The sequence below is a fragment of the Lentibacillus daqui genome, from assembly GCF_027186265.1.
Lineage (GTDB): Bacteria > Bacillota > Bacilli > Bacillales > Amphibacillaceae > Lentibacillus_C > Lentibacillus_C daqui.
Map to the genome: position 1 here is coordinate 645,313 of NZ_CP114176.1, position 14,911 is coordinate 660,223.

Below are 14,911 nucleotides of genomic sequence, written 5' to 3' on the forward strand. Positions count from 1 at the left end.
TGTTATTGAAAAGATAAGCACTTACGAGGAGGTGGAACTATATTTTATGAAAAACTCTAAAGGTTTGCTTATATTTATCCTGGCAGTTGGTGTTTTTGGTATCATCAATACCGAAATGGGTGTCATTGGCATACTCCCTGATTTGGCAAGTCATTTTAATGTCAGTGTCTCGTCAGCTGGTTTATTAGTTAGTCTTTTTGCCCTGGGCATTGCCATTGCTGGACCAACGATGCCATGAGTATTTTCTAGTATCAATCGAAAAAAAGTCATGTTACTGGTACTGGTTATTTTCATTATTAGTAACATTATTTCCGTCTTTACGACCAATTTTACGGTTGCATTAATAGCGCGTGTGATTCCAGCATTCTTCCATCCTGTCTATGTCTCGATGGCTTTATCCGTTGCAGGTGCTTCTGTTAGCGAAAAGGAAGCACCAAAAGCTATCTCCAAAGTATTTATAGGGGTTTCGGCAGGTATGGTTTTAGGTGTTCCAGTCGCAAGCTTCATTGCCGATACAATTTCCCTTCAAGTGGCGATGTCCTTTTTTGCTATCGTCAATATTTTTACATTTATTGCGACTATACTATTTATACCTTCCATGCCGGTGCAGGAAAGACTTTCTTACGGTTCGCAGTTAAAGATTTTAACGCATGGAATGATGTGGCTTTCTATTTTGGCAGTTCTCTTTTTAAATGCAGCCATTTTCGGCGTATATAGTTATCTTGCTGAATATTTGGATGTAGTAACAAATATGTCGGCAAATATAATTAGTGCTATGTTGCTTGTTTATGGTCTGGCCAATATTGTCGGGAATGTGATAGCTGGCAGACTGCTTACAGACCACCCTATCCATTCGGTAACCGTCTTCCCAATTGCGTTAACTGCTGTTTATCTGATCTTTTTCTTCGTGGCAGAACTGACGGTGCCTACTGCGATTATTATTTTGGTTTGGGGGATACTGGCGGGGATTGGTGCAAATATCAATCAATATTGGGTGATGTCCGCCGCTCCTAAGGCACCCGATTTTTCAAATGGGTTATTCCTGACTTCTGTTAACTTGGGTACCACGATTGGATCAGGTGTAGCTGGAGTTATCATCGCGCAATTTGGAACGAAATACATTTTATTCGTAGGTGTACTTTCGTTAGTGGTCAGTTTTATCTGTATTATACTTCGAAATTCATTGTATAAAACTACTGCATAATTGTTCCATTGTTTTAGGACTTACATTAGACATGAAGAATAGTTTCTTTTTAATAACATTAAAGCATGATAATCACTTGACCTAGAGTTAACTTCATGGGGTAACATGATTCCCAGAAGAAAAAGGGGTGATGTGATTGAAAAAATCTTATCAGGATATCTAATCGGTATTCTTTTCCTTATTGGTTGTTCGAGGAAATCCACAGGAAAAGGACGATAGGTTATACAGAATGCCGCTCGCTGATGCTAATTAAATCGAGGGAAAAATAAGTTGTTACTGAAATAGATTGAATAGTACTCTCAAAAATATGACTAAAGAAACAACAAATAATTTTAAAGCCTTGCCTTGGAGTTGACTTCAAGGTGTAAGGTATAACTATCAAAAGATAAAGGAGAGATCATATTATGGCAATCAAAGACAAAGTAGTAATTATTACAGGTGCTTCGTCAGGAATTGGTGAGGCTACCGCAAAATTATTGGCATCAAAAGGTGCGAAAATGGTATTGGGTGCTCGTCGTGAAGATAAATTACAAAAATTGACGGAAGCTATCTCAAAAGACGGAGGTGAGGCCATTTACCAAGTAACCGATGTTACAAAAGTAGAAGATAATCAGAAATTAGTTGAATTAGCAAAAGCGGAATTTGGCAAAGTGGATGTCATCTTTTTAAATGCTGGTTTAATGCCGAACTCGCCATTGTCCGAACTAAAGAGCGATGAATGGAATCAAATGGTTGATGTAAACTTGAAAGGTGTTTTAAATGGCCTTGAAGCAGTTCTTCCAGAATTTAAACAACAAAAATCTGGTCATGTGATTACAACTTCTTCTGTAGCTGGACTCAAGGCTTATCCTGGTGGTGCCGTTTACGGTGCAACGAAATGGGCTGTTCGCGATTTAATGGAGGTCCTGCGTATGGAATCCGCGCAAGAAGGGACAAATATCAGAACAGCAACCATTTATCCAGCTGCAATTAAATCGGAGTTACTTGAAACAATCACGGATGAACAAACCGCAAAAAGTGCAAATGCAATGTATAATCAATATCAAATTGGCCCAGACCGCGTTGCCAATGTTGTCGCATTTGCAATCGATCAGCCGGAAGATACCAATGTTAATGAATTTACGATTGGACCGACAGCACAACCTTGGTGATGTAGAAATTTTTCCTGAATATAAAAGAAACCACAGACCATCTGATGAGCAGGTGGTTTGTGATAAATAACTTCTTGTACTGAACATGAAGGAGTTGATGGAAATGAAAAAAGTAAAGATTGCAGGAAGAGAAGTTTTTCCCATAGGCTTGGGGACTTTGAATATGGGAGATAAAACAGATAAATTTGCTCAAGAAGTTGAAGCGATAAGAGCCGGCTTGGACCACGGTGTTCAAGTGATTGATACAGCGGAAATGTATGGTAATGGAAACGCTGAAAGTTTGGTAGGGCATGCTATTGAACCTTTTGAACGAGAAAATTTATTCCTTGTCTCAAAAGTTCTTCCCAATAATGCTTCAAAAAAACAGATACCCATCAGTTTAGATCATTCCTTAAAACGGTTGAAGACAGATTATGTAGATCTCTATTTGCTTCATTGGGAAAGCAGTATTCCAATGGAAGAAACAATAGAAGCACTGGAACAAGCTAAAATGCAAGGGAAGATTAAATCCTGGGGTGTTTCTAATTTTGATGTGAACGATATGACGAAACTATTAAAGCTGTCTAATGGTCGCCACTGTGCCACGAATCAAGTCCGTTATAACCTGGGGGATCGAGGAATTGATTACGATTTAGTTCCCATGATGAAAGAAAATAGCATGCCGTTAATGGCGTACGCCCCTGTAGCAAGAGGAGACCGCTTAGGTGCTGATTTAACGAAACAAAACGTGTTACAAGATATCTCGAAAAAGTATCATGCAGATGTTTTTCAAATTTTATTGGCATGGTGCATTCGAAATGGACAGACCATTGCGATTCCGCAGTCCAGTAATAAGAAACATGTTATCAATAACGTAAAAGCTGCAGATATCCAGCTTACCGAGCAGGACCTGGCGAAAATAGATTCTGTTTATCCGGAACCAACTAATAGCGAGCCATTAGCCTTGTGGTAGTAAACCAATGATGAAGGAGCTGACAAAATATAACAGCATAACAACCGGTTGACTAGGAGTTAACTCCAAGTGTAAGCTAGCATTAGCCGATCTGTCACTTGAGTTAATACTAGAAAAAATGTCGTTACGGAATGCATTACACTTCATCGTACTGATTGGATTATGGAGTGCGGTACAAAAAGATTGACGACAACATGCGAAGGGGAGAAAATGAAACGATGCTAACGTTGATTATTTTACTTATTTTGGTCGGTGGCTTCTTTATCGGATTGAGAAGAGGCCTGGTTAATCAGATCGTTCATTTAACCAGTCTTATTGTTTCACTGGTCGTTGCCTATTTATTTTTTAATGATATTGCTCCGCATTTAAGATGGATTCCTTACCCCGGTTCTGCCGACAGCCAATGGGACTTTTTCTCGAATACTTTAAGCGTGGAAGATATTTATTACCAAGCTATTGCTTTCGCGATCTTGTTCTTTGGTACAAATCTCTTATGGCGCACACTTGGTTCCATACTCGATTTTCTGGCAGATTTACCTTTGTTAAGGATAGTGAATCGTTGGCTAGGCGGAGCGTTTGGATTCATGAAAGTATATTTGATCGTTTTTCTACTTTTATACTTAGTTGCTTTTGTTCCAATTGTTTCTGTACAACATGCAGTTACAAATTCGGCATTGGCACAGACGATGGTTCAGCACACGCCGATCCTTTCTGAAAAAATAGAAGAACTGTAAGCTGCCGAGAAGGTAATCCGGGAGCCAGCTCATTCCGGCCGGGAGGGATCCGCTCCAACTTGGGGGAGATTCCAAGTTGGAGCTGGTAAATAAAATGAAACAAATCACAAGGGATTCCCTAACCAGATTGTATCTCAATACATTTTTAATTGTAAATACCTTCCATGAAAAATCAGAATTATACTGGAGCGTGTAATTGTGAAACGGCTGATTCTACTATTATTGATTGTGTTTATCTGTTATGTTTCAAAACCATTATGGGAAGAGCCAGTTCAACAACTCGTTCCTTCTTCATCTATAGGAGATTCCTTCCGTTCTACAGTCGATTTTGTAAAAGATAAGGCAAATAACAATTTTTCCTTGAATAACTTAAATCAGCAATTAAATTCTCTGTTTCAATCGCATGATAATCCGCCGTCAGAATCAAGAGATGCGAACGTTGAAACACCAGAATTAACAGCTCCTAAAGATGACACATTTTCAATCCATAATATTGAATTAGGTGAATCAAGGGATGAAGTTGAGCAGGAAACCGGGGAGCCGCAAAGGACTTCGAAAAATGAATATGGTGTTAGCTGGGAAGCCTATCATCATAACTACCAAAATTTCATCATGGTTGCTTATGATAAAAAAGATATCGTTCGCGGCCTCTTTACCAATCAAGATTTAATTGCCTCTTCAACCGGAATAGAATTGGGAAGCTCAAAACAAGCTGTTCGGGATCAGTTAGGTACTCCCGAATCAACCATGAGAAAAGGTTTGGTCAACTACCAGATTAATGGTAATGGAGAATATGATGTATTCCGCCTCGATAACAACTATGTCACAGTTTTTTATGATGAACATGAAAACAATACGGTTACAGCCATTCAGATGATCGATGAAGGACTGGAACAAAATAAAGATAATATTTATACCGAATCCAGCCAGCAGCTAAAAGAAGGATTTGAATATCAGTTGTTTGATTTAACCAACGCTACAAGAGTAAAGCACAATCTGCCCATTTTAACGTGGGATAATGACGTGAGAGAAACAGCCCGGAAGCATAGCCGGGATATGGCGGAAAATCAATATTTCGACCATACAAATTTACAGGGCCAATCCCCGTTTGATCGTATGAAGGAAGACGATATTCAATTTAATATGGCTGGTGAAAACCTGGCGTACGGTCAGTTCAGTAGCATCTTTGCCCATGAAGGGTTGATGAATTCCTTAGGACACAGGGAAAACATCCTTAAGGAAAACTATCAATATTTAGGAGTCGGAGTGGCATTTAATAATAAGTCACAGCCTTACTATACTGAAAACTATTATAGTGATTCACTGTCTCTATAAAAGTTCAATAAAAATTTAGTCGGGAGAATTTTGACCCAACTCGGTAGGCAGCGCACCCTGGACGGTAGAGAATCACATCAACTCGGGAGACAGCATACGCATGACGGGAGAGTTCGCCCAAACCCGGAAACCAAGCATTCCATGAATTGAACAAAACTGCCCCTAGTGATTGAAAACTATCGATACGCCTGTTAGATTATACTGCTTGACATTGATTTTGTAAGCTCAAGCATTAGAAAAATAAGTAAAAGATGCTGTTTTTTATTTAAGAGGAGAATAGCACATGAAACGCATAAGAAATATACTCCTCCCATGGATGATTATCACCCTGTTTCTAGTTATTCTATTTATCGCCTATAACAAAATGGATGATGGATATCTAGGCTCGGGAAATAGATATGAAGATTTAGGAGAAGATGCGCCGATTCCGAGCGAACTACATCCAAAAGTTGAAAAAAACAAAAATATATTGTTGGAACAAGCGGCTGATATAAATATAGATGTAGTTATCACGGAAGAAACCCGCCCAATTGAAGAGCAAAATGAATTATATGCACAGGGACGGTCAACAAGCGGTGATATTGTTACAAATGCAAGGGGTGGTGAATCCTATCACAACTATGGACTGGCCATTGATTATGCCTTGAGGAAAGATAATGGTGAGATCACCTGGGATACACAATATGACGGCAATAACAACGGAAAATCTGATTGGTTGGAAGTTGCTGAGCTTGCAAAAGATCTGGGATTTGAATGGGGCGGTGATTGGAAAAGGTTTCCTGATTATCCCCACCTGCAAATGGATTTTGGTCTAAGCATTAGCCAGCTTCAAAATGGAAAAAGGCCAGCTCATAATAAAAATACGGAAGAAGCGCTTGAATAGACAATCTTATTCACGGCGCTTTTTGCTTTCACTTCACATTCTGACCAAACTATATTTTAATTCCGACGTATAAAAAAATAATAACAGTCAATACTGGATTTTAAATTATTATAATACTCCAAAACTACCTTTACTTGTACTTTTACTTCAATATCCATTTCTAGTATAGTTAGGGTGGAGTACTGTCGGATCCATTCTGTTGTTGGGAAGGAGCAACCATGATGCAGGAAACAATGATGTATAATGAAAAAATTGAAAAGGTATTATCCAATATTAATAGAGTCATGATTGGCAAGGATCAGGAGGTAATATTAAGCTTGGTTGCCTTGCTTGCCGGCGGACACGTATTGCTGGAAGATGTCCCTGGTGTGGGTAAGACGATGCTTGTCAGAGCACTTGCCAAATCATTGGATTGTGATTTTCGCCGGATTCAATTCACGCCCGATTTATTACCGTCTGATGTGACCGGCGTATCAATATATAACCCGAAAGAATTGGAATTTGAATTCAGACCGGGACCAATTCTCGGCAATATTGTGCTCGCAGATGAGATTAACCGGACCTCACCGAAAACGCAGAGCTCCCTATTGGAAGCAATGGAAGAAAAGAATGTAACCGTTGATGGAAACACGATACCACTAAAACAACCATTTTTTGTCATGGCGACGCAAAACCCGATTGAATATGAAGGGACATACCCATTACCGGAAGCCCAGCTTGATCGTTTTTTGTTAAAGCTGAAAATGGGCTACCCAACGCCGGAAGAAGAGGTAAGCATGTTAGAAAGGACATCTGCCCTTCATCCGATTGAACAAGTGACAGCCGTTATCACTAAGGAGCAGTTACTGGAGGCACAGGAAGAAGTCAGGGAGGTATATATCGATGAAACTATTCTGCATTATATTGTGAATATGACAACCGCTACGAGGCGGCATCCGGCTATTTATTTGGGAACTAGCCCGCGTGCATCCATCGCCCTGATGAAAGCGGCCAAGGCATATGCCTATATTTCTTCCCGGGACTATTGTATACCTGATGATATAAAATATTTGGCACCATACGTGCTGTCCCATCGGCTTATATTAACAACGGAAGCAAAGTATGATGGATTGACAAATGAACAGGTGATGCAAACGATTATAAACAGTGCGGAGGTACCGATACGAAAGGAATTCAGACCATGAACCGGCTAGCAGGCTTAATGGGCAGGATACTCTTGATTGTTACCCTGTTTGGCGTATTATTTTCCTTCGCGATGTTTCAAGGTGGATTTGTCAGCTGGTTTTTATTTTTCAGCTATCTGCCCATCTTCATTTATCATGTCGGACTACTCTTTTATCCGATTCATCGCTTCCAGGTTACCAGACATTTATCACGTTATATTGTGCGATCCGGTGATAGTATAACCGTCACCATAAGGCTGAAACGATCGATTCCATTTCCGCTCTACTATTGTGTCTGTGAGGAAATCTTTCCATTTTCGTTAAACAAACTGGATAAGCGGGTCGAAAAATATCAATACCTGGATCATCCGGAGAAATTACAAGTGAATCGTTCCATGAAACAAGTCATTTTCCCGGGGCTGAAACGGGCGGTAGAGTTGTCATACCAATTAGATGGTGTGCCAAGGGGCGAACATCATTTCCAAGCCATTCGGGTCAAAACGGGAGATGTGTTTGGGTTTATTCAAAAGACACATATATTCCCGGTGGCCGATCAGCTTGTGGCTCATCCCGTTCAACGTCCGATCGAGATGACCGAACGGATGGACAGTTTTGAACAGGGCCCGGTCTCCTCCAACGTATTGCATATGAATAATACCAACATTGCCGCGGGGATTCGTGAATACGAATCGGGGGACAAATTTTCCTGGATTGACTGGAAACAAACAGCGAAGAAGCATACGATGATGACCAAGGAATTTGAACAGGAAAAGAGTACAGACACCATTGTTATGCTGGATAATGGTTACTACGACGGGATTAATGGATTAGCTTATGAAGCAGCGATTGAACTAAGTCTGTCTCTGATCGGGGTATTGAAACAACAATCATCCAACATCAGCTTTTTCTCCATTGGCAAAGAAACCGTGCCATTTGCCGTTAATCAGAACCCATATGAAACAGACCGTTTGCTGAACCATTTAACACGAATGCAGCCAAATGGAACAAATCCGTTTGCCTTAGAGTTAAGCAAGACCGTCATGAATTTGCCGTATGTCGGTTTGATCATGCTGGTGACTACACGCCTGGACGATATGCAAACAGTGATTAAACACCTGAGACAACGGGCGAAACAGGTGGTTGTGCATTTGATTCGGCCCGAAAAAGAAATCATGGAAGCGGAACGAAAGCAGATCAAGCAATTGCGTTTTCAAGGGGCTATCATTCATGTGATCACGGAAAAACAATTAGTGCGGCAGACAATTGAGGTGAATGCCGGATGAATACGAATGCAAATATAAAGATTCCGTTTTTCTATACCTCGATCCTGTATTTGCTGGGGTTTCTCCTTTTGCTGGAGTGGCTTTATCCTGTTCGGCAAGTGACTGAGATCAGCAATCTGTCTTTTTTTATTGTCTATGCCGTGTTTTGTTTTTTGATTTCAATGTTTCAGATCAAATGGTGGCTGTCGTTTATCCTCAAGGGTGCGGCCATGCTGTTTATCATCCATTTATTGTTTATGCCTTACCCATTCTTTAGCAAGGTTTGGCTGCAACAATTTAATTTGGAAATGGCGACTAATTTTCAATCCATGGTCATGCAAAACTGGTATGACCTGACACCACTATTTCGCAGCCTTTTATTCCTGCTGCTGATTTGGTTAATGAGCTATCTCCTGTATTATTGGTTTGTTGTGATGAAGCGTATTTTTTTGTTTGTCCTCTTGACGGTGGTTTATGTCGCGATTCTGGATACATTTACTGCTTATGAAGCGGATGGATCAGTTATCCGTATCTTTATTATTTCGTTTGCTGCGCTCGGGCTTGCCAATATGATGAAAGTCATTGATCGTGAATCGATTCGCTTTGCCTGGCTTAAAAAAGCACCGGTCTGGATCTTGCCGCTTATTGCAGTCGTGCTGTTCTCCACACTCGTTGGCTACGCTGCACCAAAATTTGATCCGCAATGGCCAGATCCGTTTCCGTTTTTAAGAAATGCTGCGGAAAATGCTGGCTACACCGGTGATGTGGGTGGATTTCACAAAGTTGGCTATGGGGAGGATGATACGCGGCTTGGCGGTTCGTTCATCCAGGATTATACACCGGTTTTTCAGGCGGCGACGAAGCGTGAACATTATTGGCGGATTGAAACGAAGGATGTTTATACCGGTAAAGGTTGGGAAAACTCCAAACCGACGGATTATATTACTCAGCCACATGATCAATTAAGCTTGGATACATTCAGTGACAGCGTGCCAACCGAGCGGCAAAAGGATATTGTGCAGTTTCAAAGCAATACCCATATCGAAAAGTTGCTTTATCCATACGGCATTCGCCAAGTACAAACCAAGTCAGATGCAGAACTATTACTGGATCAGCATTCAGGGACAATTCGCACACAAGCGGACGGCAAAGCGATCTGCCTGGATAAATATACGATTACCTTTGATTATCCATCTTTCGCTCTGGATCAATTACGCAAAGAATCAGCGGGAGATCCCAAGCAAATCAAAGCGCAATATACCCAGCTCCCGGACGGACTGCCAAAGCGCGTCGGTGAACTGGCCAAGGAAATTACAAACGGTAAGGAAAATCGTTATGATCAGGCCAAGGAAATCGAACGTTATTTTGGCCAGCATGGGTTTAGATACCAGACATCCAACATTCCTGTTCCTAAGAGAGATCAGGATTATGTCGATCAATTTTTATTTGATTCACAGGTAGGTTATTGTGATAACTATTCGACATCAATGGTGGTCATGCTCCGAACATTGGGGATCCCGGCCAGGTGGGCAAAAGGATTTACAAGTGGTGAAAAAACCGCTGACCGTATGGATGGTGCTGATGATGCGTATGATGTATATGAGGTAACCAGTGCCAATGCCCATTCATGGGTGGAAGTATATTTTCCGGAATCTGGCTGGGTACCATTTGAACCAACACAAGGATTCTCCAATTTAGCCGATTTCCATGAGAATGTGGAAAATGCCGACGAGGGCAATGACCAAGGAGAAACGGCGGAGACACCAGCTGAACAGGATACCGAACAAAAAGAATCGGAAGCGGAAAAAGATGATCAAGCAGCAACGGATACCAATGAACATACTGATAGGTCGTCTAATTCGCATCTGAATTGGTGGTTACTGGGGATCGCCTCAATGGTAATCATTGTGTTAGCTTTCGTGGTTTACCGATTGCGGTTTCGATTAAAGACAAGGATGGTATCGATGAAATTAAACCGGCAAACTGGTCCACGAACATTTCAGGAAGCCTATCATCATTTGTTGAAATTGCTAAAACGTGATGGAGCGGCATTGAAAACCGGGCAAACCCTACGTGAATATGCACAGCAAATTGATAAGAAGTACGGGACAAACGAGATGCGTGTGCTTACCGATTATTATGAACGCATGTTGTATCGCAATGAATTGGACCAGACAGAAATACAGCAGCTAAATGATTTATGGAAAAATTTAATCAGACGGATAACTGCTTGACCAAGAAGACTGATACCAGTAAAATAAATGAAGTAAAATGTAATTTGAATTGTCAAGTGTGCTTTCGTATATCCTCTGAAATATGGTCGGAAAGTTTCTACCGGGACACCGTAAATGTCCTGACTATGAAGGCGGAATATCTATTGGTTGATAAACGGAACCTGGATTTCTGCCTTTTTGTAGCTAATTCGTTGCAATCGGTGGAAATGCAGGTTTTTTTGTATAAATATAAGCACTTAGTATAATAAGCTATAGTAGGAGTGGCAACATGGATAATAATGAAATGATTTTAGTGCTGGACTTTGGCAGCCAGTACAATCAGCTGATCACAAGGCGAATCAGGGAATTCGGCGTTTATAGTGAACTGCATTCCCATCAATTGACGGCTGAAGAGATTAAACAAATGAATCCGGCGGGCATTATTTTATCCGGCGGCCCGCACAGTGTATATGATGAAAATAGTTTCCGCTGTGATGAGAAAATTTTTGATCTTGATATTCCAATTCTGGGTATTTGCTATGGTATGCAATTAATGACCCTACATTTCGATGGCAAGGTAGAAAAGGCGAAAGACCGGGAATACGGTAAGGCGCTTATTTCGTTAAGCCATGATGCTCTTTTATTCCATGATACACCGACTGAGCAAACGGTGTGGATGAGCCATGGTGATAAAGTGATACAGGTACCGGAATCATTTCAAATCGACGCGACGAGTCCATCCACTCCGATTGCAGCGATGAGTGATCCCAACCGTCAATTGTACGGGGTACAGTTTCATCCGGAAGTCCGTCATACAGAATATGGCAACCAATTACTAAAGCAGTTTGTTTTTGACGCGTGCAAATGTGCTGGGGACTGGACAATCGAAAACTTTATCGAACTGGAAACGGAAAAAATCAAGCAACAGGTTGGGGACCGAAACGTTCTCTGTGCACTAAGTGGCGGGGTTGACTCATCCGTTGTGGCAGCATTGATCCATCAGGCGATCGGCGACCAGCTGACTTGTATATTTGTTGACCATGGATTACTCCGTAAAAATGAAGCGGATGATGTCATGAAAACATTCGCGGATGGTTTTCATATGAACATTATCAAAATTGACGCACGGGAGCGATTTTTGAACAAGTTGGCTGGTGTTAGCGATCCCGAACAAAAGCGGAAAATCATCGGTAATGAATTTATTTACGTGTTTGATGACGAAGCGGCCAAGTTAACCGATATTGATTTCCTGGCGCAGGGAACATTGTACACGGACGTGATTGAAAGTGGAACGGAGACTGCGCAAACGATCAAATCGCACCATAATGTTGGCGGACTTCCGGAAGACATGCAATTTGAATTGATTGAACCATTGAACACCTTGTTTAAAGATGAAGTTCGTGAACTTGGCCTGCAACTTGGTGTTCCGGAGCATATTGTTTGGAGACAACCATTCCCTGGGCCAGGTTTAGGTATCCGGGTACTTGGAGCGATCACTGAACAGAAACTGGAAATTGTTCGTGAATCCGATGCTATTTTAAGAGATGAAATTGCCAAAGCTGGACTGGAAAAAGACATCTGGCAATATTTCACCGTACTGCCGGATATCCGCAGTGTTGGTGTCATGGGAGATGCCCGCACGTATGATTATACGATTGGTATCAGGGCTGTGACATCGATTGATGGTATGACCTCGGACTGGGCACGGATTCCTTGGGATGTCCTAGAAAAGATCTCCACAAGAATCGTCAACGAGGTGGAACATATTAACCGCGTTGTGTATGATGTGACGAGTAAGCCGCCTGCTACGATTGAGTGGGAATAATTCACTAAGGGCATTTGAAGTGAAAACGTTGATTTGACAGCATTTTAGGGACACATAAAATGGGTGAAATGATTAAAAATCAATAGGTTCCCCGCCAAAATCCCGCCAAAGGAATAGGCAGGGAAGTAGAGCTACTGTATAAAAGCAGTGGCTCTTTTTTTTGGTGCGCCAGGCATGGCGACTATCTAGGTGGTGAAAATCCATCGTGGGGGTACACATCAACCAACCACTAGAGAAGCGCAAGGTGTTTATCGTGAGGTAAAGGCTGAAGGAAGCGTGTATCAAAATCTTGGCTCGACGAACAGAAATCTGATACCAAGGCTCTGTAGGCGGACAAGGCTCCCAAACAAGTCAAAATCCAAAAGATGTGCGTAACCCTACAGAGTAGATTAGGCGAGTAAAAGAGGAAAGATAGTTGTCTTACCCTGGGAGGTCTCACGGACAGCTAAGGAGTCCCCTAAAAAGAAAGCTGGTCGAAAAAGGTTTATCGTGAGAAGTCAGCCGACGCCGTAGTAGTGATGAAAAATCATGAAGGGCTGAACAATTTATAGTGTTTCTACGCCATGAATGCACGAAGGATAAACTTCTGAATGTGTTAATGATGAAAGTATGAGCGTATCTCAGAGGATAGTCAAAATAGAAGTGTTCTTCGTCACGTGAAAGGAAAGGAAGAAACGAGTGTGGAACTTTTAGAAAAGATATTAAGTAACCAGAATATGAACGAAGCCTATCTTCGAGTGTACCGAAACAAAGGTGCAGGTGGAGTAGACGGCGTAACTGTAAAGGAACTGAAAGCATACCTGAGGGAACATAAAGAGGAATTAAGAACGCAAATTCGGAAAAGAAAATACAAACCATTGCCAGCAATGCGGGTAGAGATTCCGAAAGAAAATGGAAAGATGCGCAAATTGGGTATTCCTACAGTGGTTGATAGAGTTGTCCAACAGGCAATTAGCCAAGTGCTTAGCCCGATATTTGAAAAGCAATTTAGTGATTACAGCTATGGCTTCAGGCCAAGAAGAAGTTGCGTAATGGCAATCACGCAAGCATTGGAATATATCAATGACGGGTACGGGTGGCTGGTGGATATTGACTTAGAACGATTTTTCGATACGGTTCATCATGATAAGTTGATGCGAATTATCTCGCACACGATAAAAGATGGAGATGTGATTTCTCTGATACGAAAATACCTCGTAAGTGGTGTGATGGTCGATGGAAAGTATGAAGATACAACCATAGGAACACCACAGGGAGGCAACCTTAGTCCACTTTTAAGCAATATTATGTTGAATGAGCTAGATAAAGAACTGGAAGCAAGAGGGCTGCGTTTCGTAAGATACGCAGATGATAGCCTTATCTTTGTGAGAAGTGAAAAGGCAGCAAATCGAGTACTTACTTCCATTACAACATTTATCGAAAGGAAGCTTGGACTAAAGGTAAATGCGGAGAAAAGTAACATAGCACGCCCGACGAAAACCACATTTCTCGGCTTTGGATTCTACTATGACGCAAATAAGAAGAAATTTCAACCGAGACCCAGTAAAGCATCGGTACAAAAATTCCAAAGGAAACTTCGTCGATTGACGAAAAGAAACTGGAGTATCTCCTTAGATGACAGAATCGTTAAATTAAAACAGGTCATTTATGGTTGGGTTAACTATTTTAGGAAAGCCAAAATAAAGAGCGTTTTAGAAGCCATCGATGCGAAGTTACGCTCCAGAATAAGAGTGATTATCTGGAAGCAGTGGAAGAACAACAAAAAGAGAATCAAGTCTCTCGTCCAACTGGGCATACCAAAAGAAGAAGCTAGAGGGCTAACTTACTGCAGAAAAGGTCTCCGATTTATTGGACTATCGAAGGTTGTTCATAGAGCTTTGTCTAATAAAAGGTTAAGGCAAAGAGGGATCCCCTTTGCCTTAGACCGTTATCTAAAAGTACACACTGAAATATAAATTGAACCGCCGTATACGGAACCGTATGTACTGGTGGTGTGAGAGGGGCGAAAAGTTATTTAGCTTTTCCCTCTACTCGATTTTATAAAGTCAATGAAATGGACGAGTAGAAAGCTTTTTAAGTTTTAATACCTTAAAAATTAGAGTTAGTATTAAAATACCTTAACGACCTTAGGTAGAGAATGTTCTCCGCCAGAAGGTCGTTTTTTATTTTAAAAAAAGTGTAAAAATCAG

General features: G+C 41.2%; 10 protein-coding genes, 1 pseudogene and 1 riboswitch. All 11 genes and pseudogenes read left to right on the plus strand.

Annotated elements, in window-relative coordinates:
- Positions 1-46 precede the first annotated feature (46 nt).
- Positions 47-1,204: pseudogene (locus tag O2S85_RS03495) on the plus strand (MFS transporter).
- A 404-nt stretch (positions 1,205-1,608) separates the two neighbouring features.
- Positions 1,609-2,355 carry an SDR family oxidoreductase gene (locus O2S85_RS03500; protein WP_269411345.1) on the plus strand — a complete coding sequence of 249 codons (747 nt, stop codon included), beginning with the start codon at positions 1,609-1,611 and terminating at the stop codon, positions 2,353-2,355.
- Positions 2,356-2,458: 103 nt separating this feature from the next.
- The gene (locus tag O2S85_RS03505) at positions 2,459-3,307 is read left to right on the plus strand and encodes an aldo/keto reductase (protein WP_269411346.1); all 849 of its coding nucleotides are present in this window, start codon (positions 2,459-2,461) and stop codon (positions 3,305-3,307) included.
- Positions 3,308-3,474: 167 nt separating this feature from the next.
- The gene (locus O2S85_RS03510; RefSeq protein WP_269411347.1) at positions 3,475-4,041 is read left to right on the plus strand and encodes a CvpA family protein; all 567 of its coding nucleotides are present in this window, start codon (positions 3,475-3,477) and stop codon (positions 4,039-4,041) included.
- 198 nt (positions 4,042-4,239) lie between these two features.
- Complete coding sequence (locus O2S85_RS03515; protein WP_269411348.1) at positions 4,240-5,376, plus strand: CAP domain-containing protein; 1,137 nt, start codon at positions 4,240-4,242, stop codon at positions 5,374-5,376.
- Between the two features lie 283 nt (positions 5,377-5,659).
- Positions 5,660-6,259 (plus strand): M15 family metallopeptidase, encoded by a 600-nt coding sequence (locus tag O2S85_RS03520; RefSeq protein WP_269411349.1) that lies wholly within the window; start codon positions 5,660-5,662, stop codon positions 6,257-6,259.
- Between the two features lie 218 nt (positions 6,260-6,477).
- On the plus strand, positions 6,478-7,443 hold the full coding sequence (locus O2S85_RS03525; RefSeq protein WP_269411350.1) for an AAA family ATPase: 966 nt from the start codon (positions 6,478-6,480) through the stop codon (positions 7,441-7,443).
- Complete coding sequence (locus tag O2S85_RS03530; RefSeq protein ID WP_269411351.1) at positions 7,440-8,705, plus strand: DUF58 domain-containing protein; 1,266 nt, start codon at positions 7,440-7,442, stop codon at positions 8,703-8,705. Before O2S85_RS03525 ends, O2S85_RS03530 begins: the two co-directional genes overlap by 4 nt.
- The gene (locus O2S85_RS03535) at positions 8,702-10,918 is read left to right on the plus strand and encodes a DUF4129 domain-containing transglutaminase family protein (RefSeq protein WP_269411352.1); all 2,217 of its coding nucleotides are present in this window, start codon (positions 8,702-8,704) and stop codon (positions 10,916-10,918) included. Before O2S85_RS03530 ends, O2S85_RS03535 begins: the two co-directional genes overlap by 4 nt.
- 44 nt (positions 10,919-10,962) lie before the next feature.
- Positions 10,963-11,064: riboswitch (purine riboswitch) on the plus strand.
- 122 nt (positions 11,065-11,186) lie between these two features.
- The gene (gene guaA, locus O2S85_RS03540) at positions 11,187-12,722 is read left to right on the plus strand and encodes a glutamine-hydrolyzing GMP synthase (RefSeq protein WP_269411353.1); all 1,536 of its coding nucleotides are present in this window, start codon (positions 11,187-11,189) and stop codon (positions 12,720-12,722) included.
- A gap of 680 nt (positions 12,723-13,402) precedes the next feature.
- Positions 13,403-14,677, plus strand: a complete 1,275-nt coding sequence (ltrA, locus tag O2S85_RS03545; protein ID WP_269411354.1) for a group II intron reverse transcriptase/maturase — start codon at positions 13,403-13,405, stop codon at positions 14,675-14,677.
- Positions 14,678-14,911 lie beyond the last annotated feature (234 nt).